Here is a 21,806-nt window from a genome sequence, read left to right as displayed (position 1 = left end):
ATCATGAGGTGCGCCTGCGGATGCGACTGGATTATTGTCTGTTGCGTTCGCTGGTTATCGGAGACCAAGGAGAAAAATCATGGCCTGGAACACACCGAAAGTTACCGAAATCCCGCTGGGCGCAGAAATCAACTCGTATGTCTGCGGCGAGAAGAAATAAGCTGCTTTCCCAGGGACCCGTCCTTGAGGAATAATGGCACGGCCGCTCCCCCATGGAGCGGCCGTTTTCGTTCATGGGTGCCCTGTGGTGCCCCAGCCAGACGGTTTGTGATAAAATGATTGATGTCATCGTGCTCGGCGCGGCGGCAGGGGGCGGTTTTCCGCAGTGGAACTCCGCGGCGCCCGGCTGTGTGGCCGCCCGCACGCGACAGGGCGCGAAAGCCCGGACCCAGGCCTCCATCGCCGTCAGCGCCGACGGAAAGCGCTGGTTCATTCTCAACGCCTCGCCTGATCTGCGCCAGCAGATCATCGATACGCCAGCCCTGCATCATCAGGGCAGCCTGCGTGGCACGCCCATTCAGGGCGTTGTCCTGACCTGTGGCGAGATCGATGCCATAACCGGGCTTCTGACCTTGCGTGAGCGTGAGCCTTTCACGCTGATGGGGAGCGAATCGACCCTTCAGCAACTCGCGGAAAATCCGATTTTCGGCGCACTCGATCCCGACATCGTGCCGCGTGTCCCGCTCATTCTCGATGAAGCCACGTCCCTGATGAACAAGGACGGGATTCCGTCCGGGCTTTTGCTTACCGCGTTCGCCGTTCCGGGCAAGGCTCCCCTCTACGCCGAAGCCTCCGGCTCACGCCCGGACGAGACTCTGGGCCTGTCCATTACGGATGGTCGCAGGACACTGCTCTTCATTCCCGGCTGCGCGCAGATCACGCCGGAGATCGTCGAACGGGTGGCCGCCGCCGATCTCGTCTTCTTTGATGGAACGCTATGGCGGGATGACGAGATGATCCGCGCCGGGCTGAGCCCGAAGAGCGGACAGCGGATGGGGCATGTGTCCGTGAATGATGCCGGCGGGCCGGTCGAATGTTTCACGACATGCGAAAAACCTCGCAAGGTCTTGATTCATATCAACAACTCCAACCCAATTCTGTTCGAAGACAGCCCCGAACGCAAAGACGTCGAACGCGCCGGATGGACGGTTGCGGAAGACGGCATGACTTTCAGACTGGACACACCATGACGCTCCTCACACCTGACCAGCTTGAAGCACAGCTTCGCCAGATCGGGGCTGAGCGGTATCACAACCGGCACCCGTTCCATCGCAAGCTGCATGACGGCAGGCTCGACAAGGCTCAGGTTCAGGCCTGGGCGCTGAACCGCTATTATTATCAGGCCCGCATCCCGGCCAAGGATGCGACACTTCTCGCACGCCTTCCGACGGCCGAACTGCGCCGCGAATGGCGTCGCCGGATCGAAGATCATGACGGCACGGAACCCGGGACGGGCGGTGTCGCGCGCTGGCTGATGCTGACGGATGGTCTGGGGCTGGATCGGGACTATGTGGAAAGTCTTGACGGCCTGCTCCCGGCCACACGCTTTTCAGTCGATGCCTATGTGAACTTCGTGCGGGACCAGTCGATTCTGGCGGCCATTGCGTCATCGCTGACGGAACTGTTCTCGCCGACGATCATCAGCGAGCGTGTGTCGGGCATGCTGCGACACTACGACTTCGTGTCGGAAAAAACGCTGGCCTATTTTACGCCCCGCCTGACGCAGGCCCCCCGGGATTCCGATTTCGCGCTGGCCTATGTGCGCGAAAACGCCCGTACGCCCGAGCGGCAGAAAGAGGTTTTGGGGGCGCTCGAGTTCAAGTGCTCCGTCCTGTGGACGATGCTGGATGCGCTCGACTACGCCTATGTGGAAGGCCATATTCCGCCAGGCGCTTTCGTTCCATGACGGAAGCCCCCCATACCGTAACGGAGGAGACGGTTCTCTCCTTTGCCCGCGGCTACCGGCTCCAGCACGATCGCGTTCGGGACCTGTGGATTGTGCAGGCGCCTGAAAAAGCATTTGTGATTGAGGGCGCCGCGCCGCATATTCTGCGGCTGCTGGATGGGAAGCGCAGCGTCGGCGACATCATCCAGCAGCTTGCACTAGAGTTTTCCGCCCCGCGTGAGGTCATTGCGAAGGATGTCCTCGCGCTTCTTTCTGAACTGACAGAAAAGAACGTCCTGCACACATGACATTGCCTTCGCCGCCGATGAGCCTTCTGGCTGAACTGACGCATCGATGCCCACTCGCCTGCCCCTACTGCTCCAATCCGCTTGAACTCGAGCGAAAAACCGCGGAGCTGGACACTGCCGACTGGCGTTCCGTACTGGAGCAGGCGGCTGAACTTGGCGTCCTGCAGGTTCATTTCTCCGGTGGCGAGCCCATGGCCCGGCCTGATATGGTCGAACTGGTTTCTGTCGCGCGCAGACTGAACCTCTATTCCAATCTGATTACGTCCGGGGTGCTGCTGGATGAACCGAAACTGGAGGCCCTGGACAGGGCGGGGCTGGATCACATCCAGCTCTCCTTCCAGGACGTGACCGAAGCAGGCGCCGAGCGTATTGGCGGGCTCAGGAGCGCGCAGGCCCGCAAGATCGAGGCTGCGCGCCTCATTCGCGCCTCCGGCATTCCGATGACGCTCAATTTTGTCGTTCACAGGGAAAATATCGCCCGTATCCCCGAGATGTTCACTCTTGCGCGGGAACTCGGGGCGGGGCGGGTGGAGATCGCGCATACCCAGTATTATGGCTGGGGGCTGAAAAACCGCGATGCGCTTCTCCCCAGCCGGGAACAGCTGGAAGAATCGACGCGCGCCGTGGAAGCGGAGCGCGCGAAGGGGGACCTGTCCATCGATTATGTCACACCGGACTATCATGCGGACCGGCCCAAACCCTGCATGGGGGGCTGGGGCCAGCGTTTCGTGAATGTCACGCCTTCGGGACGGGTACTGCCCTGCCATGCGGCTGAAACCATCCCGGATGTCGCATTCCCCAACGTGCGGGATGCGAGCCTGTCCGAGATCTGGAACTGCTCGCCCCTGTTCAACATGTTCCGCGGGACGAACTGGATGCCCGAGCCCTGTCGGTCGTGCGAACGCAAGGAAAAGGACTGGGGTGGATGCCGCTGCCAGGCACTTGCGCTTACGGGAAATGCGGCAAATGCCGATCCGGTCTGTAGCCTGTCGCCATTTCACGACATTGTAGAAGGGGTTGCGACCGGACTGTCGGAAAAGCCGGAACTTCTGTACCGGCGTTTCTGACTGGCGGAACGGGTCAGTTTGCGAGAGTATTGTTCTGGCTGTCAGTCCATTTTGCTGCTGAAGCGTGCCAGTAGACTTCGACGCCTGTGATGCTGTTCAGTTTGCAGTCCGAGCACCACAGGTGATTGCCATCCGTCTCGTTGGCGGTGGGCAGGGATGCCAGGGTATATGACGCCTGACGGAACGCGCCACCATCAGCAGTGTCCGTCGTCGTGTTCCAGTTTCCGTGCCCGTCCGCGTGCAGCCCCGAGAGATTCCCTGTCGTGCTGAAATTGCTGCTGCTGGAACCTCCGGAGCTTTCCAGGTCGCCGGATGCGGCCAACGCTACCCCGGCCCCGACATTTGTACACAGGGCCATCATGTAACTTCCGGGAGCGCACCATCCGGCCTGGAGATTATTCGAGAGGGTAGCCGCCTTGATGTAGAAGGTATGGCCGTTTTCAAGGTAGCTGTCGGAAGCCACATCCAGACCGTTGGAGATGGCGACGGATCCGTTGCCATTAACCCGGAAGCCACAGGCGGACGCGTACCCGCAGATTGACAGGCTGCCGTAATTGCCTGCGACATTCCATTCCAGGTCGGCCTGTTTGGAGCCTCCCGGATCTCCTGCCACCTGAGGATCTCCGTCCACGGAAGGCCCCAGATGTACAACGCTCTGCTGCCAGCCCGCAGTAGCGGACGGGTTGCCGAAGGCGTTCCACAAAAGGAAGCGCATCTTGTTGGCGGAACTGACCCACTGGTCCCATTCCTGATAGATCTGGGCCGTGTTCGTGGATGAGATGGACTGATTTTTCGTGGAAGGGACAGAAATATTGTCGCCGTCGATCAGCCAGTTTCCGCTTCCACCATCGAACTGAAGGTGGTGATTGATGTTGCCGCCCAGAAAGATCTGGCGACTGTCGGTTGTCAGGGCCGCAGGCTGATTGCCCGCGTTCATGCTGATGCCCTGCCAGTCGATGGAATTGGCTGGAGCCGTTCCGTTGATGATGTCCAGATCGATTTCAGTAGGTGTGATCTGATGAATCAGGGACTGGTTTGTCGTGGAGGGCGTCAGATCGGCCGCATTGAGGCTGAAGAACAGGTTGTTTCCAAAAGCACTTCCCGCAGCACCTCCACCGAGAAAGACCGTCGGGGCTGAGCGCGCACTCCAGACGGTATCAAGCGTTTCTGTCTGGGGAATCTGGCCACTGGCCTTGGTCCCGATTCCGGGAACGTCCCAGGCGTAGACGCTGATTGATGTGGCACCGGTCGCCGGCTGCGCGCTTACAAACCCCGCATAGAGATTTTTCGGAGAAAGCTGTCCTGCCGTCGCTGTTGGCGTCAGGGCCGGATTGGGGCTGTTCGTCGTGATGTACATATTGGGGTGGATCTGTGCGGCCTGAGCCGCAGTCAGTGGCGTCGCAAGCTGCACGGAGGCTGCCGTATAGCCTGTTGCCGTCAGGATGAGGCGTGCTGGCATGTTGCTGACGAGAATACAGTTCGCAACGGTGTCATAGCCGCCAACGCCGACCACGGCGGCCGCCCCCACGCGGGGGTCCTGCTCGGAAATCGGATACTGCGAGTTATAGACAGATCCGGTCATGGCCACACCCACGCCACATCCGGTTGAATAGGGACCGTAAGGATCGCTCTGGACCAGAAGGGAGCGGGGCATATAGGTGCCGTTATTTTCGCCGGTCTTCACCTGTCCGCCGAAAAGCGCGCTTTCGTAGCCCTGAGCATAGGCATCGACTGACTGGACATTTTTCTGCCAGGCGCCCAGCCAGTCGGCTCCTGATGTCAGAGGGCTGGTGACATCTCCCCATGAGTCGAGTCCGGCAACGCCATTGGCTACGCTGATGGCGGATTTCTGGAGATAGCTCTCAAGGGTGCTGTCAGTTGCGGTGGCCGTGCAGGGGAGGGGATGGTTGTCTGCATCAAGTCCGCAGGTCTGAACGGAGACCGTCGTGGCATGCCACTGTCCGGTCAGATCCTGATAGGCTCCTACGACCGGCTTTCCTGTCGCATCAAGAGTCGAAGTAATATTAACGGTATGGTACTGGTTGTCGGTAGCGCGATAGGTCTGTGGGATTACGTCCGATGCCAGGGCCGGACTGGACAGCAATGCGCAAAAGAAAATTAATTTCTTCAACATTAAATTCCTCGATTTTCAGGAAGAAAATGTAAACGACCTTGGCCCGATGGCATCGGGAAGGAATATCTGATATATTTTCAGGAATGTCGTGAAGGGATGACTTGAAGACCCTTCTACATTGGGTAAATGTATCAAAAATTGCGTTCGATTGCAAGTCTGACGGAATATTCAGCCTGTCGTCTGCTTCGTCATCGCAGTGTCTGTCCAGAAGAAGAGTCCCGAACAGTCGCGGAAAACAGACCGCGACCGTCGGGAGCACACTCCGTTCAGGGCTGGCCGGGAACGTTCCGCAGGAAGGCCACGCTTTCAACGCAGGCAGCTGCTGCTTCGCGGCCTTTGTTCTCGGCATCCTTGCGGGAGCGGTCCACGGCTTGCTGCTCGGTGTAGGTCGTGAGGATTCCGAAGGCGATCGGCACTTCGGTCGCAAGTTGGGCCTGCATGATGCCGATGGTCGCGCCCAGCGAGATGAACTCGAAATGCGCGGTGTCACCCTTGATGACGCAACCCAGACAGATCACGCCTTCATACTTGCCCGACTTCGCCAGACGCTGCGCCAGAAGCGGCAGTTCGAAAGCGCCGGGCGCATCATAGACGTCCACATCCGTGATGCCCCGTTCTTCCAGCCATTCGAGCGAACCGTTCTTCAGGCCGCCCGTGATGTTCGTGTTGAAGCGGCTGACCACGATGGCCATTTTCGGCGCAGGCGAGAGACGCAGGTCGGGGGCTACGGGGATGTGCTTGCTCATGCCGGTTGTTCCTGAAGGAAATGGCCCATCCGTGTGCGTTTGGTCGCAAGATAGGCGCGGTTGAAAGGATTGGCCTCGATTTCCAGCCGCTCGCTGGATTTTACGTCAAAGCCGAAGCGGACGAGGTTGGATTCCTTGTCCGGATTGTTCGTCAGAAGGCGGAGCGAACTCACCCCCAGATGCCGCAGAAGATCGGCCGCCGCATCCCATTCGCGGGCATCGGCGGGCAGGCCGAGGGCCTCGTTGGCCTCCACCGTGTCCATGCCATGATCCTGAAGCTCGTAGGCGCGGATCTTGTTGGCCAGTCCGATCCCACGTCCTTCATGGCCGCGCAGATAGACCAGCACGCCGGACTCCGACGCCGAAATGCGCTCCAGCGCCTCGCGGAGCTGCGCGCCGCAGTCGCAGCGCAGGGAGCCTAGCGCATCGCCCGTCACACATTCCGAATGCAGACGCACCAGCGGCACGCCTTTGGACGGATCGCCCTTCACCAGCGCGACATGCTCCACGCCATCGACGGCGCGGAAAGCATGAATCCTCAGGTCATGACCCCCAAAGATACTAGGAAGGGCGGATTCGGCTACCATCTCGCCAGCCGCAGGGACGGGCGTGCAGATCAGGTCATGGCCTACGACGGGGCCACGGCCATGCTCGCGGCACCACTCCTGAAGGTCTGCGATGCTGACTACGGGCATGTTGTGCTTTGCCGCATATTTCCGAAGTTCCGGCAGGCGCATCATGCTGCCGTCATCGGCCATGATCTCGCAGATCACGCCAGCCGGTTCCAGCCCGGCCAGACGCGCGATATCGATGGAGCCCTCCGTATGGCCGTTGCGGCCCAGCACGCCTTCCGGATGGGCGCGAAGTGGGAAGATGTGGCCGGGCGAGACGACGTCCTCCGGCATGGCGGCCGGATTGGCGGCAACGACGATCGTGCGGGCGCGGTCGGCGGCGGAAATGCCGGTCGTCACACCTGTTGCCGCTTCGATCGAAACCGTGAAGGCCGTGCCGCGCGGGTCGCGGTTGCGCGTGACCATGGGCGGCAGGCCAAGGCGGTCCACCTGTTCGGCTTCCAGCGGCAGGCAGACCAGCCCGCGCGCCTCGCGGACCATGAAATTGATGGCTTCCGGCGTGGCGAACTGCGCCGCCATGACCAGATCGCCCTCGTTCTCCCGGTTTTCGTCATCGACCATGACGACCATCCCGCCGGCGCGGATGGCCTCGATGGCTGCTTTCAGGGACGGCTTCATGAGGCCACCTTTCCAAGGCTGGGGGAGAACCGCAGCAGGTTCTCAACATATTTGGACAGCACATCGACCTCCACATCCATCCGGTCCCCGACCGACAGTGTGGAGAGGTTGGTGTGTTCCCAGGTGTGCGGGATGATCGTCAGGCCGACTTCGAAACCAGCCTGACTGCCGCGCGTGATGTCATCATGCAGATCGTTCACCGTCAGGCTGATGCCGTCGAAGGTGATGGAGCCCTTTTCCACGACATACTGGCGCAGCACCTGTGGGACGAACACGTGCAGGGCATAGGAATCGCCCGCTTTTTCAACGCTGGCGAGGGTCGCCACGCCATCCACATGGCCCTGAACGATATGGCCCGAAAGGCGCGTGCTGGCGGCGACGGCGCGTTCCAGATTGACGCGTGATCCGGCCCTGAGTTGATCCAGCGGCGTGCGGGACAGCGTCTCGCCGCTGAGATGAAACGTCGCCACACCTGCCGCATCGAAGGTCTCGACCGTCAGACACACGCCGTTGACCGCCACGCTCTCGCCGAGTTCCAGATCTGGAAAGCCTGTCTCCACGGTCAGGTCCATCGCTCTGTCACGGACGGACGCGGAGCGGACGGTTCCCAGACGCTCTATGATTCCAGAGAACATGCGTTTTCCCTCAGCAGTCGCAGCGGGCTCTCGTCCCGCGATTTCAGGTCGATGCGGTCAGCGCCCGCAATGTTGTGGCCCGGGGTTTTGTGAATGGTGAGCCAGTCGTCCCACAGCCCGGCTTCGGCCACGGATGCCAGCAGGGCCGGGCCGGCTTCGATCATCGCCCAGTTCACGCCCCGCTTCGCCAGCATGGCGGGGACGGAGAGCAGATCGGAACTGGTGAGAACTTCGAACCCGGCCTGCGTCATCCCGGCAGCCCAGTCTGCCGGAAGGCGGCCGTGACGGTCACAGACGACGAGCAGGCGCGGCGAACGGTCCTCATGGTCCGCGACATGGCGGACCGTGAAGCGCGGCCGGTCCGCCAGAACGGTGCCGACGCCGGTGATGATCGCATCCGTCGCCCGGCGCAGACGATGCGCGAGGGTGAGCGAGTTCGGGGATGTGAAGGTTTTCTGTCCCGGCGGCGGCACCATGGAGCCCTGTTCGTCCAGCGCCTGTTTGACGCTGATCCAGGGGCGGTGCCGGACGACGCGGCTTGCGAAAGGGGCCAGAAGGGCGCGGCAGTCCCGCTCCAGACCGGCCATGTCCGGCCGATCAGCCAGCATGACCAAGCGCTTGCCGCCCGGCATTTCGCGCAGTCGTGCCGCACCACCCGTGGCCTGCGGGTTCGGATCGGCCGCACCGATCCAGACTTCGCGGACCGGGCTGCTGCGTAGAGCCTCGCTGCACGGCGGCGTGCGCCCGGTGTGGTTGCAGGGCTCCAGCGTGACGAGGGCCACGCGCGCCTGATCCAGCACGCCTGCCGTCTTGGCTTGAGCCAGAGCCATGGCTTCGGCATGGGGCTGCCCCGCGCGAGGATGCACGCCGACCGTGAGGATACGGCCCTCCGCATCCAGCAGCGCGCAGCCCACAGACGGGTTGGGGGCCGTAGCGCCGAAAGTGTCGACAGCCTGTGCGATGGCCGAACGAAAGCCATGGCGGATCGCGGTCAGCGAAACTGTGTCGGAAAGAGTAGTCTGGTCAGCCAAGTTGCGTCTTCTGGTCCCGTTACAGTCGGGACGCCCGCAAGGCGCACGCCGCCCTCAGCCGGTACGGGAAACAGGCAGGACAACACGCGCCCTGACCTGCCCGTGACCGGACAAGTGCTGCGTTCTCTTCCATCCGGACTCTAACCGTCGGCTCCGGAGTCTCACCGGATCTGCTTGTCCCTTCCGGACCGAAATCCGGAAGGCGCTCGCGGGCTGAGGCGGAGAAAACCGCCAATACCGCCGGTGGGGAATTTCACCCCGCCCTGAGAACGTCTTTGTTCAAAGGAAACTATGGGACTGTCCTGCGGTGAATGACAAGCAAAAATGCATTCGCATTCCAGTGAGGACAGATCCGGTCTGCCGGGTAGATACGAAAAAACCGCCAGATCCGAAGATCTGGCGGCCTGCCCGATAGACCCGATAGCCCGGAGGAGAGGCTCAGTTCCTGGAAGCCGGGGTGTTACGCTGAATGGCGTTCTGCGTGGCATCGGCACCGCGGGAAACATCATGCCCGACCGAACTCACGTCCTGACCGGCGCCATGAACGGTATTGCAGGCCGAGAGCGAAACACCGGCACCGGACAGAAGAGCCAGAGACAGGGCAATGCGTGTGATGGATTTGGTGGACATAGGTAAAAATCCTCTAAAGAGCGTTTTGCCTTGTAAACGACATCCGATGACAATGGTTCACAACAGGAAGAGAAATTTTTTTCAGGTAATGAGCCGTTCAGACCGGGGAAATGACTTGATGCCGTTCTGATGGGACTCATTCTGAACGACCTGCGCCGTCACGCGCTTTATGAAATGTTTTCCCCTGCTGTGAGGATCCATGTCCAGTTCCTGCAACCGCCCTGCCATCGTCTGGTTTCGAGACGATCTGCGCATGGCAGACCATCCTGCCCTGCATGAAGCGGCGGCTTCAGACCAGCCGCTGATCTGCCTCTATATCCTTGATGACATTACACCAGCCCTTCATCCTCTGGGAGCCGCCGCCCGCTGGTGGCTGCATGGGGCGCTGGCCGATCTGCGACGGAACCTGAAGAAACAGGGTGGAACGCTGCTGACACTTTCGGGGTCCGCCGAAAAGCTGCTTCCTCAACTCACGACGCTGACGGGCGCAACCTCGGTTTACTGGCATCATCGACTGCACGAGAAGGAACGGGCGCAGGACGAGCGTATCCGGAAAACGCTGGAACAGCAGGGATGCGAGGTTGGTCCTCACTGGGGCACGGTTCTGGTGGATCCCGAAGCCGTGCGGACGAAACAGGATGGGTTTTACAGGATCTGCGGATCGTTCTGGAAGGCGCTCCAGACGCATATCGTTCCAGAACCGCTTGAGGCGCCCGTCCGTCTGTCCTTTCATGCTGTTCCCTCCTCCACCCTGCCCGACGCAAGACTGAAAGAGGATGATCTCTGCCCCCATGCTCCGGACTGGGCGGCGGGTTTCAGAAAAACATGGGAGCCGGGGGAGGCTGAAGCGCAGGAACATCTTGAGGATTTCCTCAGACAGTCCGTTTCCCGTTATCCTGGGGGGCGTGACCAGGTGGCGGAGGAGGGAACATCCCGCCTGTCGCCCTATCTCGCCTCGGGAGCAGTCTCGCCCCGGCAGGTCTGGGCGGCCCTTCAGAAACATGGCGCCCATGCGGAAGGCCCGAGGATCTTCCTGTCGGAACTCGGATGGCGGGAGTTTGCACGCTACACCCTGTATCATTTCTCGAAGCTTCCGTTCGAAAACCTCAATCCGAAGTTCTCAGGACTGAAATGGCGGAGCAGTGCTGCGGATCTCAAGGCATGGCAGCAGGGCCGGACAGGCGTGCCAATCGTGGACGCGGCGATGCGCCAGCTCTGGCAGACAGGCTGGATGCACAACCGGGCGCGCATGATTGTCGGGTCTTTCCTGACGAAGCACCTTCTGATGGACTGGAAAAAGGGAGACGCCTGGTTCCGTGATACGCTGGTGGACGCGGATTTCGCCAACAATGCCATGAACTGGCAATGGGTTGCTGGAACGGGCATCGAAGCCACGCCTTTTTTCAGGATTTTCAACCCGACCAGACAGGCGGAAAAATTCGATCCGGATGGCGATTACATCCGTCAGTGGGTGCCGGAACTGCGTGGGCTTTCAGGCCGCGCCCTGTTCGAGCCATGGGCCGCGAATGAAGAGGATCTGCGGAAAGGTCACGTCCGGCTTGGCAAAACCTATCCGTATCCGATCATCGACCTGAAAGAAGGACGGGATCGGGCTCTTCAGGCTTTCAGGAGATTATGACCCCCTGAAAGCCTGAAAATCCGCCCCGCCAGAGCGGGGCGGCAGAGGAGTTCAGAGGCCGCCATTCAGGAAATTGCTGACATCGCCACGGGTTTTGGCCCCCAGATTGTTAAGGCGGTCGCGCTGCTCCTTGGGAGCGTTCTTCAACTGCTGAAGGCGCTGGCTCTGCTGATCGCGCAGATCCGTCAGTTTGCTCTGCTCACTGCTGATCTGCTTCTGGAGACGGGCCTTCTCGTTCGCAGGGGCATTCGTATATTTGTCCTTCAGGTCCTGAATCCGCTTCTCACGGGCGGCCTGTGCTTCCTGTGACTGCTTCTGGTAGTTCTGGACCCTGCTGTTGAGGCAGTCTTCCCGCTGTGCCAGACGACCAATGAGATCATTCTGGCCGGTCTGCTGGCATGTGCTCGAAGTCGTGCTGTCCGCCGCATGGGCCTGCGGCGCAAGGGAAACCGCGCTGGCAATCAGTCCCGTGGCAAGCAACGAACGGGAAAAGAGAGTGAAATTCATAAAATCTCCTGTAAACGGAACAGTAAAACAGAGCACGCCCTGATGGCGGGAATGTGGCCTTTTTCGAAAATGGCTATTCCATGCCTTCGGCGATCATCGATATCCGCTCGGGAGTCAGTAACGTGATATGGGTGATGCTTCTGATATTGATGAGTTTCTCTTTTTTGAATGCGCTGAGGATCCGGCTGACTGTCTCGATAGTGAGTCCGAGATAATCCGCGATATCGGTTCGGGGCATCGGCAGATCGAGTTCGACCGGGTGGGACGGGCCTGCCCTGTCCAGACGGGAGCAGCGTTCGATCAGGAAGGTCGCTACGCGCTCGCGGGCTGTCTTGCGTCCCAGAAGCGTCATGCGAGCCTGCATCAGGGCCAGCTCGCGGGAGGCTTCCTCGCGCAAGCGGTGTTCGAGGCTGGGGAAGCGTTCGGTCAGGCGCTGCATGCCGGCATGGGGGAAGCGGCAGAGTGTTGCACCGCCAAGCGCTTCGGCGCCGAAGGCATAGCTGGTGGAGGCGGCAAGTCCCAGGAAGTCCCCGCCTTCCGCAAAGCCGGTGATCTGACGCCGGCCATCCGGAAGAAGGGTGAAGAGCTTGACCCGCCCGCCGGTCACGACAAAGAAATCATTGGCTGGCGCGCCTTCCTCGATAAAGGAACGGCCGTCCGCGACTGTCATGCGGGAAGATTCATTGGCAAGGATGGCCAGGTCACAGTCGTCAATGCTGCTACAGATACTCAGACGCCGCCCCACGCAATGGGCGCATCGATCATGGACATCCTCTGGATTATGTGACGCTGACATGATGAACCCCGTTTGCGTTATGCTGATCTCAGCCTGAAGACTTTCAGCCACACTACCACATAATTTACCAGACTTGATTCAGGTCAAGGTGATGGGGGGGGAGGAGTGCTTTGTGAGGCTCAACAAATGTTGATGGAACATCCATATGAAATTTAACGCTTTCGCGCTGGCTGCCGCAGTCGGTGCCGTTGCCACTCCGGCGTTTGCCCAGACAGCCCCCGCCGCCGCTCCTGCCGCGCCGCAGGTCATGGTCAGCGCGCCCATGACGGCGGCTCCGGTGCCTTCCGTGAACATCCATGCGCCGGCTTCGGGTCGCTGCGGCCTGTTCCAGACCTGCGCCAACACCCGCATCGGACTCGGCAAGGGCGACTTCATTGTCCGTCTGTCCGCTCTCGGCGTCCTGCCGGAAGACCGTGACAGCAGCCTGTCCCTGAACGGCGCCCATCTTGGTGGCCGCGTGAAGACGACGCGTCAGGTCATGCCGGAACTGACGTTCGAATATTTCTTCACGGACAACCTGTCGGTTGACCTGATCGCCGCCAGCACCCGTCACGAGATCGCCGCTGAAGGCGTTCCGGGTCTGGGCAAGGTCGATGTCGGCAGCGCCTGGGTCCTGCCGCCGACGGTCACGTTCGCCTGGCACTTCCGCCCGCACAAGCGCTTCAACCCGTATGTTGGTGTCGGTGCGACGCTGGCATGGTTCCACAACATCTCTCCGGCCAATAACGGCCTGACCCAGAAGGTGAACATCGGCGTGACCGGTGGTCCGTCCGTCAATGTCGGTTTTGACTATCAGGTCGTCGGCAACTGGTTCTTCAACTTCGACGTGAAACAGATGTTCATGCGTGTCCATGCATGGGCGCAGAACAATGCCGAGACGACGAAAATCACGGCGCATGATTCCCTCGACCCGACCGTCGTCGGCGCGGGTATCGAATACCGTTTCTGATTTTCCGATCAGGATCCGGATCTTGAGAAAAGCGGCCCTTCCCTGGAAGGGCTGCTTTTTTTCATTTTTGTGGCAATCTCATAAAACTTTTGCAACGCGCTTACTCAGGAAGTGCAAAAGTCCCTTCGTTTCCTTATGGGACATCTGGCATCCTGCCACGGGCATGGTAAGACCGTCTGCCATTCAAACGTCCGATTGATGGCGGATATAGCATTTTCCATACGTTTCGGACGAAACGGGATGTCTGTACCTAACAGAACTACGGGGTTTTCTATCAGCATGCGCGTTTCACGCGTCGGCGCGCTGGCCATAGGCCTGCTATGCTTGGCCATTCTTCTCGTCGTCGTCCTGCGGTTCCGAACCCCGCATTCACCCGTTGCAGCGGTCGAGTCCCCCATGGTGACGCAGTCGCAGGGCCGTCTTGTCGTGCGCGAAGGCAGCCCGCTTGAGAAACGCCTGATCGTCCAGGAGGTTGCCAGCGTTTCTCGCGGTCATGGCCTCGTGCTCCCCGCACAGGTCATGACGGAACCCGACCGGCAGGTGAATGTCTACGCGCCCGTCACCGGGCGGATCACGGGTGTTTCGGTCCACCTTGGCCAGCGGGTCAAGCGTGGACAGGTCCTCGCCACGATTGCTGCCGGCGATCTGGATCAGGCCTGGGCTGACGATACCCGTGCCCGCGCGGCTCTCGATTTCGCCCGCCGGGCCTATGCCCGCGCCCAGGGTGTTCAGGCGATCGGCGGCAATGCCGTCAAGGATATTGAATCCGCCCGCAACGATCTGGCGCAGGCTCAGGCGGAAGCCGAGCGGACGCGGCGCAGGCTCCAGGTTCTTGGCGCGCGTCCGGGCTATTCAGCCCAGGGACAGGCACCGCTTGTCTCGCCGATGGATGGTGTGGTGTCCATGACGACCATGGCGCCGGGCGAGAACATCACCGACCCGACCGCGGTCCAGATGACGGTTCTGGACCTGTCGGAAGTTTGGATTGCAGCCGCCATCCCGCAGGACAGTCTGGCGCAGATCAGCGACGGCAATGTGCTCTCGGTCAGCTTCGATGAATTCCCGGGGCGGATCTGCTCCAGCCGTGTCGTCAGCTTCGATCCCGCGCTTCATGCCGATACGCGCCGCGTCAATGCTTATGTCGCCTGTCCGAACACGGACGGCGCCCTGCGTCCCGGCATGTTCGTGGATGCGACGCTGAATGTTCCCCAAGGCAATGAGATCATCATTCCCAAGTCTGCTCTTCTCATGAACAACGATCAGGTCTCCGTTTTCATCGAGGTCGCCCCGCGGACATTCCAGCGGCGTGACATCGTCATCAGCTATGATGAAGGTGATAGTGTCCGTGTGCTCAAGGGGCTTTCCGCTGGTGAACGCGTCGTGACGAGCGGTGCCATTCTTCTGAATGATGACTGATCCGGTGGCCCTGAGCTGATGATCGAACGTTTCATCTCCTGGTGCTTCAATCACCGGAACATTGTTTTCTTTTCCGCCTTGATCCTTGCCCTTCTTGGCGGATTTTCCTGGAAAATCCTGCCGGTCGAGGCCTATCCGGATCTGGGCGCGGTCAGTGTGTCGATCATGACGCAGCAGGAGGGTCTGGCCGCCGAGGAAATGGAGCAGCAGGTCACGATCCCGCTCGAGCGGACACTGGCCAGCGTTCCGGGTGTGACGGACAGCCGCTCCACCAGTACTTTCGGTCTGTCGCTGATCACACTGATCTTCCGTGAGGGCACGAATGTCTACGCGGCCCGCCAGCTTGTTGAAACGCAGCTTGCCAACAACCCGCTGAGCAATGGCGCCATGCCGTCACTCGGCCCGATTTCCGGCCCAAGCGGCGAGATCTACCGCTACACGCTGGAATCCGACGACAAGAATCTGCTGGAACTGTCCGATCTCCAGCGCTGGACCGTCATCCCGGCGATCCAGCATGTGCCCGGCGTTGTCAGTGTGAACAATTTTGGTGGCCTGACACGCGAATACCAGCTCGTTCTCGATTCCGCCTCCCTGATGCGCTACCACGTCGGCCTCGAAGACGTTCTGACGGCCATCCGCAACAGTAACGTCAATGCCGGCGGCGGTCGCGTCAGCCGGGGTGAACAGTCCTACATCATCCGCGGGATCGGCATGATCCATACGCTGGACGATATGGGCAACGTCGTCGTCGCCAGCCATGGGGGCGTACCGGTCTTTGTCAGGGATCTGGGACAGGTCCAGTTCGGGCATCAGGTGCGGCAGGGCATCCTTGGCAAGGACAAGAACCCCGACGCCATTGAAGGCGTTGTGACAATGCTGAGCGGGGAAAACCCCTCGCTCGTGCTCGACGGCCTTCACAGCACGGTGGCGAAGCTCCAGCAGCAGCTCGCGCCAAGTCATGTCCGTATCGTGCCGTATATGGACCGTGACCATCTTGTCCTGTCCACGACCCACAAGGTCACGGAAACGATGATCGAGGGCATCGCCCTCGTCGGCGTGATCCTGACCCTGTTCCTCGGCAGCCCCCGCAGCGCTATCGTCACGGCCGTGACCATCCCGCTGGCGCTGTCGGTCGTGTTCGTGCTGATGCACAGCTTCGGGATGTCGGCGAACCTGTTTTCGCTCGGTGCTATCGATTTCGGCGTGATCGTGGACGGCGCCATCGTCATCACCGAGACGATCCTCCGCATCCGCGAGGAGCGCCCGACCGAGGCACTTGTTCCGGCCGAGGTCCTGCCGGTCGCGCAGCGCGCGGGGCGGGCGATCTTCTCGTCCACGCTCGTCATCATCGTGGCCTACAGTCCGCTCTTTGCCTTCGAGGGCAGTGAGGGCAAGCTGTTTCGTCCGATGGCCTATACCGTCAGCTTCGCGCTGCTGGGTGCGTTGCTCTGCGCCCTGACGCTCATTCCGTCCCTGACCTATTTGGCTCTGCACAAGCCCAGACACATCTGGCACAATCGACCGCTGGAATGGCTGCATGCGCGTTATACGCACTGGCTCGGCCATTTCATCGACCGTCCACTGATCGCCTATGGTGCCGGTGCTGCCGCCATGGTCGCGGTCGTGATCCTGGGCGCGACGATCGGACGTGAATTCCTGCCCGATCTGGACGAGGGGTCGCTCTGGCTTCAGGTCCAGATGCCGACGGGTATTTCGCTGGAAAAGGGCGAATCCATTGCCAACGAACTACGGCATGCGATCCGCGAGTTCCCCGAGACGTCCTACGCTATTACTCAGCTTGGCCGCTCTGATGACGGTACTGATCCCTGGACGCCGTCTCATATCGAAATGCCGGTCGGGCTCAAGCCGTATGACCAGTGGCCGTCCGGCGAGACAAAATCGCAGTTCGTCGAGCGTCTGCGCGCCCGTCTGTCCAAAATTCCGGGAATCGATTTCGGCATCAGCCAGCCGATCCAGGACAATATGAGCGATCTGGTCGGCGGTGCGCACAGTCCGCTCGTCCTGCGCGTCTATGGCAATGATTTCCAGGAACTGCGCCGTATCGGCCAACAGATCGTGGACATTCTCCATCAGGTTCCGGGGACGGCCGAAGCGTCGATCTTTCAGGAGCCGCGCATCCCACAGATCGACGTAGTGGCCGACCGTTTGGCTGCGGCCCGGTATGGTATCAACATCTCGGATATTTCCGACGTGGTATCGAATGCCATCGGCGATGCTCCCATCACGACCGTCTATGTAGATGATCGCTTCTACAATGCGACGCTGCATATCCGCCGCAAGGATTTGCAGGACATGCAGGCCCTGTCGCAGATTCCGCTTCTGGATGCGGAAGGGGCCTATATCCCGCTGTCACAGGTCGCGCATGTCGGGCTGCATATGGGTGAAAGCAACATTGCCCATGAAATGAGCCATCGCCAGATCACCATCCGTGTGGATAACGGCAAACGACCGCTCTCGCAGTATCTGGCAGATGCGCAGGGTCGCATCGATCAGCAGCTGCACTACGACAAGGAAAAATACACGCTCGAATGGGCCGGCTCTTTCCAGCAGGAAGAGCGGGCCCAAAAGCGCCTGATGATTGCGCTGGGCGTGATGTTCGCCGTCATGCTGGTGCTGCTGTTCGCGGAGTTCCGCAAGATCCGTCAGGCCCTGTTGATCCTCAGCGTCGTGCCGCTGGCGACGCTGGGTGGCCTGATCGCGCTGCATGTCCGGGGCGAGACGCTGAACATCGCCACCGCCGTGGGCTTCATCGCCTTGTTCGGGGTGGCTGTGCAGAACGGTATCATCATGATCGCCAGCATCAACCGTCATCGCGTGGAAGGTCTGGGCGTGCGCGATGCGACCATCTCCGGTGCGGCCGAACGCTTCCGCCCGGTCCTGATGACCGCCACGGTCGCAACAGCAGGCATGTTCCCCGCGGCCCTTGCCACGGGTGTGGGCACGGACGTGCAGCGCGGTCTGGCGACGGTCGTGGTGGGCGGTCTGGGCATTGCCACGCTGCTGACGCTGTTCGCGCTGCCGGTCTATTTCAGCGAGCTTGAAATGTGGGTTGAACGCCGGGATGCGAAGAAGCGTCCGAAACCTGCCGCAGACGGAGCCGGATCATGATGCTGCGCTCTGTTTCTTTCCGCCGGGCTGCGGTCCTGCTGGGCCTGACCGCGCTTTCAGCCTGCGCGGTCGGCCCGGATTTCCATCGTCCGGACCTGCCGAAGAACATGGCCTATCAGGGCGCGCCCCTGACAGCCACGGCCGGTCATGGTGTGGTTGGTGCGACCGTGCAGCAGCAGTTCCGGGCGGGTCTGGATATTCCGGGCCGGTGGTGGACGGTGTTCGGCAATCCGTCCCTGAATGCGCTCGTCGATCAGGCGCTGGCGAACAACCAGTCCCTGCGTGCCATGCAGCAGGGGCTGAAATCCGCCTGGGAACAGCGCCGGATCGAGGGGGCGGGGCTGTATCCGACGCTTTCCGCATCGTTCAACCCGACGCGCAACAAGACCTCGCGCGTTTATTCGCCGGTCCCAAACTCGAACACATGGCTCTATAACGTCCATACAGCACAGTTGAATATCGGTTATGTGCCGGATCTGTGGGGCGGCACGCGCAGGGCGATCGAGGCAGCCGGGGCGCAGGCGGATCTACAGAAGTTCCAGCTTGAGGCCACCGCGCTGACCATGATTTCCGATCTCGTGAACGCGACGATCGAGGAAGCCACGATCCGCGCCGAGATCGACGCAACGAACGAGCTCATCCGCAGCCAGCGCGCCGTGCTGAAGACCGTGACGGCCGAGCAGGGTCTCGGCAATGCGTCGCGCCAGGACATGGCCCAGCAACTGGCATCCGTGGCCCTGCTTGAGGCGACGCTGCCGGGTCTGAATCTGCAACTGGCCCAGACGCGGGACCAGATGGCCGTGCTGGTCGGCGTGACGCCCAATGCGCCGCTGCCGGAGTTCCGGCTGGAGCAGTTCACCCTGCCGAAGACGCTTCCCGTCTCGCTGCCCTCGGACCTGCTGAACCAGCGGCCTGACATCCGCGCCGCGCAGGCACAGATCCAGTCCGCCAGCGCGCAGATCGGCGTGGCCATCGCCAACCGTCTGCCCAATGTGCAGCTCAGCGCCACACCCGCACAGGCTGTCGGAGTCATGAGTGACTTCTTTAAACCCGGCTACGGTAACTGGACGATCGCCGCGACCGTCATGCAGCCCATCTTTCAGGGCGGTTCGCTCCTGCATGCCGAGCGTCAGGCGCGCGACAACCTGCTTCAGGCCAACGAGACCTACAAGGCCACGGTCCTGTCCGCGATTCAGGACGTGGCGGACAGTCTGCATGCCGTGACCTTCGATGCCGATGCCCTGACGGCCAATGAGAATACGCTGAAGGCAACGTCGCAGAGCCTGAAGATTGCCCACGGGCAGCTTCGGCTTGGCGATGTCAGCGAACTGGTCCTGCTTCAGGCCCAGCAGACCAATGCGCAGGCCCGTCTGGCCTATGTGCAGGCCGAGGGCGCGCGTTTCTCCGACAGCGTGGGGCTGTTTCAGGCTCTGGGTGGCGGCTGGTGGAACCGCAATGACATGGGCATGACACCGGCGGCGCAGAAGGCGCTCGGGAAGTCGCTGGTGCCTTGGTGAGACTCAGGGCTCTGCCCTGAAACCCGCCAAAGGCCGGGGGCCTTTGGAAACCGGCTTATTAGGAATCGGGATCAAAGGGACTGTGTCCCTTTGCGGGGTCTGGGGCAGAGCCCCTGACAGGCTGACCTGACCCTTCGCAGGATCAGATCAGCCCGATACGCTTCTTACGGACGCGGTGCGTAAATCGCGCTCAGGCGATCCGGCGTGCCTTCGATGCGCTCCAGATGCGGATAACGCAGACCGTCGTGATAGGGAATGGAGACCGTGCTGACATGGTCGCCGGACTTCACGATCAGACGGATATCCTGCTTCGGGTTCTTCTGTGCGTCCGTGACGGCATGGAGCAGACGCTGCGGCGTGAAGCTCATGTCGTTGACGGCCAGGATCGTCATCCCCGGAACCACGCCTGCCTTGAAGGCCGGGCTCATCCAGTGCTCACGTCCCACATGTCCGGCGCCATTCACGGTCAGACCGAGGGAGAAGGACAGGTCCGTAGCATGGCGGGCGGCTTCGCTGGCCTTGATGAAGGAGGTGGGCTTGGACGTGTAGACCAGCTTGTATCCGCCATTGGTCAGGCCATCGAGCGGGGCATGCGGCTGGATCGTGTCCAGACGGTCATGCAGGAACTTGGCCCAGTCATAAGGCTGCACGCTGTTGAGCGTCGCGACCACATCGTCGAACTGATAGGGGCTGACGACGAAGCTGCCGTTGTTCGTCCCGAAGAAGGCTTTGGCGAAATCATCCAGAGACTTGTGGTCGTTGGAGAGTTTGCGGATCAGAGCATCCGCATCCAGCCAGACGAGCTGTCCTTCGACGTAATAGTCCTCTGAACGCTGCCAGTCGCGCCATGACAGCGGCGCGCGCTGTGCAATCACCGGATCGTTCGTCGTGTCTTCCAGCGGACGCCACTGACGGCCCGTCTGGTTGTCATAAGAGGCCGCCATATAGGCGAGTGCTTCAAAACCCTGATCCTTTGTCACGAGCCCTGAGCGCGCCGCCAGCACATTGCCCCAGTACTGTGTCTGCCCCTCATAGACCCACAACATGGACCCGCGCTGCGCCGTGTTGAAGTTCGGCGCCCACAGGTCGGCCGGGCGGCGGTACTTGCCGTTCCACGAATGGGTGTATTCATGCGCCAGCAGGTCACGTGTGGGGAAGGTCTTGTCCCATTCCGTGAAATAGCCCGGAGCCGCGCTGTTTTCGCTGGACTGGTGATGTTCAAGACCGATGCCGCCAAGTTCTTCCGTCAGGGCCAGCAGGAAGTCGTAATGATCGTAGTGATGCGAAGCGAACAGCGCCGTGGCCTGACGGACCAGGTTCTGATGGGCCGCGATCTGCTGCGGAGTGGCGTCCAGCGAATCCGGATCATCCGCCACCACGTCCAGCGAGACCGGAACGTGATCGGGCCCGGTCAGGTCGAACTTGCGGAAATAGCGCCCCGCATAGATCGGGGAGTCGACGAGCGTGTTGTAGGTCGTGGCGTTGAAATGCGTCTCGTCACCATAGGCTCCGGCCCGCAGCGCGGAGCCGATCTGCCAGCCATGCGGCACGCGCACGGACGGCTGGACCGTGATGCCGCGCGTGAAATAGCCAGCCGGGTAGAGGGAGACCTGATCCCACTGCACGTTGACGATGGATGGCGTCATGACCATCCGCCCCTGACCCGGCGTAATCGGAGTCAGAAGCTGGAAATGCAGATCCAGCGTCGGGGTGCTGGTGGAAACGGGAATGTGGAATGCCGCCACATTGACGGTGTCACGCTTCCATTCCAGCGTCCGGCCGCCGCTCTGCACACGCAGGCTGGCGAGCTGTTCGAGTACGCCGGTCGGGGAATGATCGCCCGGGATCCACATGGGGTACAGAAGGATCATCTCACCCTTCTGCTGCGCCTCTTTCGGCACCGGCACCGTCTCGTGAATGGACATCACGTGATGGACGGTATCCGTCGCATCGACCGAAACCGTCAGATTACCGGGAAATGGCCGGTCCTGCGGCTCGGGAATGGAGGCTGGCATGGGCAGCGGCATGGGCTGGGACTGCGCAAGTGCGGGAGAAACCAGACCGCTGAAAGCCGTCAGGGCAGCCAGAAGGCGCAGAGGAGGCATGAACAGATTCCATGAACAGAATAAAATCCTTTCACGCCTAACGGGCTTGATCCCTCTTAACA

General features: G+C 61.0%; 19 protein-coding genes and 1 riboswitch. Of the genes, 10 read left to right on the top strand and 9 right to left on the bottom strand.

From position 1 onward, the window contains the following. Positions 1–79 precede the first annotated feature (79 nt). The 5 genes from pqqA to pqqE all read left to right on the top strand — a co-directional run bounded on the left by pqqA (position 80) and on the right by pqqE (position 3,260). Positions 80–160, top strand: a complete 81-nt coding sequence (gene pqqA, locus GFJ39_RS05375; RefSeq protein WP_010502998.1) for a pyrroloquinoline quinone precursor peptide PqqA — start codon at positions 80–82, stop codon at positions 158–160. Positions 161–275: 115 nt separating this feature from the next. Beyond that, a complete protein-coding gene (gene pqqB, locus GFJ39_RS05370) occupies positions 276–1,190 on the top strand; it encodes a pyrroloquinoline quinone biosynthesis protein PqqB (RefSeq protein ID WP_153430382.1) in 915 nt (304 codons plus the stop codon). Further along, on the top strand, positions 1,187–1,906 hold the full coding sequence (pqqC, locus tag GFJ39_RS05365) for a pyrroloquinoline-quinone synthase PqqC (RefSeq protein WP_153430381.1): 720 nt from the start codon (positions 1,187–1,189) through the stop codon (positions 1,904–1,906). The genes pqqB and pqqC overlap by 4 nt, the downstream gene beginning before the upstream one ends. Beyond that, positions 1,903–2,193, top strand: a complete 291-nt coding sequence (gene pqqD, locus GFJ39_RS05360) for a pyrroloquinoline quinone biosynthesis peptide chaperone PqqD (RefSeq protein WP_153430380.1) — start codon at positions 1,903–1,905, stop codon at positions 2,191–2,193. Before pqqC ends, pqqD begins: the two co-directional genes overlap by 4 nt. Further along, positions 2,190–3,260, top strand: a complete 1,071-nt coding sequence (gene pqqE, locus GFJ39_RS05355) for a pyrroloquinoline quinone biosynthesis protein PqqE (RefSeq protein ID WP_153430379.1) — start codon at positions 2,190–2,192, stop codon at positions 3,258–3,260. Before pqqD ends, pqqE begins: the two co-directional genes overlap by 4 nt. Before the next feature lie 13 nt (positions 3,261–3,273). On the opposite strand, the gene GFJ39_RS05350 is transcribed toward pqqE, so the two are convergent. The 6 genes from GFJ39_RS05350 to GFJ39_RS05325 form a co-directional block, all read right to left on the bottom strand. After that, positions 3,274–5,394, bottom strand: coding sequence for a hypothetical protein (locus GFJ39_RS05350; RefSeq protein ID WP_153430378.1), 2,121 nt, complete (start codon positions 5,392–5,394; stop codon positions 3,274–3,276). 266 nt (positions 5,395–5,660) lie between these two features. Continuing rightward, complete coding sequence (gene ribH / locus GFJ39_RS05345) at positions 5,661–6,140, bottom strand: 6,7-dimethyl-8-ribityllumazine synthase (protein ID WP_041111496.1); 480 nt, start codon at positions 6,138–6,140, stop codon at positions 5,661–5,663. Beyond that, entirely contained in the window at positions 6,137–7,390 is a 1,254-nt protein-coding gene (gene ribB, locus GFJ39_RS05340; protein ID WP_153430377.1) for a 3,4-dihydroxy-2-butanone-4-phosphate synthase, read from the bottom strand. The genes ribH and ribB overlap by 4 nt, the downstream gene beginning before the upstream one ends. Continuing rightward, a complete protein-coding gene (locus GFJ39_RS05335; protein WP_153430376.1) occupies positions 7,387–8,025 on the bottom strand; it encodes a riboflavin synthase in 639 nt (212 codons plus the stop codon). Before GFJ39_RS05335 ends, ribB begins: the two co-directional genes overlap by 4 nt. Further along, complete coding sequence (gene ribD / locus GFJ39_RS05330; RefSeq protein ID WP_228391807.1) at positions 8,007–9,056, bottom strand: bifunctional diaminohydroxyphosphoribosylaminopyrimidine deaminase/5-amino-6-(5-phosphoribosylamino)uracil reductase RibD; 1,050 nt, start codon at positions 9,054–9,056, stop codon at positions 8,007–8,009. Before ribD ends, GFJ39_RS05335 begins: the two co-directional genes overlap by 19 nt. A gap of 117 nt (positions 9,057–9,173) precedes the next feature. Continuing rightward, positions 9,174–9,331: riboswitch (FMN riboswitch) on the bottom strand. A 163-nt stretch (positions 9,332–9,494) separates the two neighbouring features. After that, positions 9,495–9,686, bottom strand: coding sequence for an entericidin A/B family lipoprotein (locus GFJ39_RS05325; RefSeq protein ID WP_153430375.1), 192 nt, complete (start codon positions 9,684–9,686; stop codon positions 9,495–9,497). A 199-nt stretch (positions 9,687–9,885) separates the two neighbouring features. On the opposite strand from GFJ39_RS05325, the gene GFJ39_RS05320 reads away from it, so the two are divergent. Next, the gene (locus GFJ39_RS05320) at positions 9,886–11,325 is read left to right on the top strand and encodes a cryptochrome/photolyase family protein (RefSeq protein WP_153430374.1); all 1,440 of its coding nucleotides are present in this window, start codon (positions 9,886–9,888) and stop codon (positions 11,323–11,325) included. A 51-nt stretch (positions 11,326–11,376) separates the two neighbouring features. On the opposite strand, the gene GFJ39_RS05315 is transcribed toward GFJ39_RS05320, so the two are convergent. Continuing rightward, on the bottom strand, positions 11,377–11,832 hold the full coding sequence (locus GFJ39_RS05315) for a hypothetical protein (RefSeq protein ID WP_153430373.1): 456 nt from the start codon (positions 11,830–11,832) through the stop codon (positions 11,377–11,379). A gap of 73 nt (positions 11,833–11,905) precedes the next feature. Further along, the gene (locus tag GFJ39_RS05310) at positions 11,906–12,502 is read right to left on the bottom strand and encodes a Crp/Fnr family transcriptional regulator (RefSeq protein WP_153430372.1); all 597 of its coding nucleotides are present in this window, start codon (positions 12,500–12,502) and stop codon (positions 11,906–11,908) included. 271 nt (positions 12,503–12,773) lie between these two features. Between GFJ39_RS05310 and GFJ39_RS05305 the strand changes: the two genes are divergently transcribed. From GFJ39_RS05305 to GFJ39_RS05290, 4 genes are all read left to right on the top strand, one after another. After that, positions 12,774–13,577, top strand: coding sequence for an OmpW/AlkL family protein (locus tag GFJ39_RS05305; protein WP_153430371.1), 804 nt, complete (start codon positions 12,774–12,776; stop codon positions 13,575–13,577). Positions 13,578–13,856: 279 nt separating this feature from the next. Next, positions 13,857–14,993 (top strand): efflux RND transporter periplasmic adaptor subunit, encoded by a 1,137-nt coding sequence (locus GFJ39_RS05300; protein ID WP_153430370.1) that lies wholly within the window; start codon positions 13,857–13,859, stop codon positions 14,991–14,993. 18 nt (positions 14,994–15,011) lie between these two features. Next, positions 15,012–18,122, top strand: a complete 3,111-nt coding sequence (locus GFJ39_RS05295) for an efflux RND transporter permease subunit (RefSeq protein ID WP_153430369.1) — start codon at positions 15,012–15,014, stop codon at positions 18,120–18,122. Further along, positions 18,119–19,639: an efflux transporter outer membrane subunit gene (locus GFJ39_RS05290; RefSeq protein ID WP_228391806.1), complete on the top strand. Its 1,521-nt coding sequence runs from the start codon at positions 18,119–18,121 to the stop codon at positions 19,637–19,639. The genes GFJ39_RS05295 and GFJ39_RS05290 overlap by 4 nt, the downstream gene beginning before the upstream one ends. Positions 19,640–19,803: 164 nt before the next feature. On the opposite strand, the gene GFJ39_RS05285 is transcribed toward GFJ39_RS05290, so the two are convergent. Next, positions 19,804–21,744, bottom strand: coding sequence for a M61 family metallopeptidase (locus tag GFJ39_RS05285; protein ID WP_153430368.1), 1,941 nt, complete (start codon positions 21,742–21,744; stop codon positions 19,804–19,806). Positions 21,745–21,806 lie beyond the last annotated feature (62 nt).

The sequence above is a fragment of the Gluconobacter aidae genome, from assembly GCF_009547075.1.
Taxonomy (GTDB): Bacteria; Pseudomonadota; Alphaproteobacteria; order Acetobacterales; family Acetobacteraceae; genus Gluconobacter; species Gluconobacter aidae.
The sequence above is the reverse complement of the archived record's forward strand: the minus strand, read 5'-3'. Positions and strand labels throughout refer to the sequence as shown.

Bases quoted from the DNA above. Each gene is read 5' to 3' on its own strand.
- GFJ39_RS05350 (WP_153430378.1), bottom strand. From the start codon at position 5,394: ATGTTGAAGAAATTAATTTTCTTTTGCGCATTGCTGTCCAGTCCGGCC.
- GFJ39_RS05295 (WP_153430369.1), top strand. From the start codon at position 15,012: ATGATCGAACGTTTCATCTCCTGGTGCTTCAATCACCGGAACATTGTT.
- GFJ39_RS05320 (WP_153430374.1), top strand. From the start codon at position 9,886: ATGTCCAGTTCCTGCAACCGCCCTGCCATCGTCTGGTTTCGAGACGAT.
- ribH (WP_041111496.1), bottom strand. From the start codon at position 6,140: ATGAGCAAGCACATCCCCGTAGCCCCCGACCTGCGTCTCTCGCCTGCG.
- GFJ39_RS05315 (WP_153430373.1), bottom strand. From the start codon at position 11,832: ATGAATTTCACTCTCTTTTCCCGTTCGTTGCTTGCCACGGGACTGATT.
- GFJ39_RS05325 (WP_153430375.1), bottom strand. From the start codon at position 9,686: ATGTCCACCAAATCCATCACACGCATTGCCCTGTCTCTGGCTCTTCTG.
- GFJ39_RS05285 (WP_153430368.1), bottom strand. From the start codon at position 21,744: ATGCCTCCTCTGCGCCTTCTGGCTGCCCTGACGGCTTTCAGCGGTCTG.
- pqqE (WP_153430379.1), top strand. From the start codon at position 2,190: ATGACATTGCCTTCGCCGCCGATGAGCCTTCTGGCTGAACTGACGCAT.
- GFJ39_RS05305 (WP_153430371.1), top strand. From the start codon at position 12,774: ATGAAATTTAACGCTTTCGCGCTGGCTGCCGCAGTCGGTGCCGTTGCC.
- pqqA (WP_010502998.1), top strand. From the start codon at position 80: ATGGCCTGGAACACACCGAAAGTTACCGAAATCCCGCTGGGCGCAGAA.
- pqqD (WP_153430380.1), top strand. From the start codon at position 1,903: ATGACGGAAGCCCCCCATACCGTAACGGAGGAGACGGTTCTCTCCTTT.
- ribB (WP_153430377.1), bottom strand. From the start codon at position 7,390: ATGAAGCCGTCCCTGAAAGCAGCCATCGAGGCCATCCGCGCCGGCGGG.
- GFJ39_RS05290 (WP_228391806.1), top strand. From the start codon at position 18,119: ATGATGCTGCGCTCTGTTTCTTTCCGCCGGGCTGCGGTCCTGCTGGGC.
- pqqC (WP_153430381.1), top strand. From the start codon at position 1,187: ATGACGCTCCTCACACCTGACCAGCTTGAAGCACAGCTTCGCCAGATC.
- pqqB (WP_153430382.1), top strand. From the start codon at position 276: ATGATTGATGTCATCGTGCTCGGCGCGGCGGCAGGGGGCGGTTTTCCG.
- GFJ39_RS05335 (WP_153430376.1), bottom strand. From the start codon at position 8,025: ATGTTCTCTGGAATCATAGAGCGTCTGGGAACCGTCCGCTCCGCGTCC.
- GFJ39_RS05310 (WP_153430372.1), bottom strand. From the start codon at position 12,502: ATGACAGTCGCGGACGGCCGTTCCTTTATCGAGGAAGGCGCGCCAGCC.
- GFJ39_RS05300 (WP_153430370.1), top strand. From the start codon at position 13,857: ATGCGCGTTTCACGCGTCGGCGCGCTGGCCATAGGCCTGCTATGCTTG.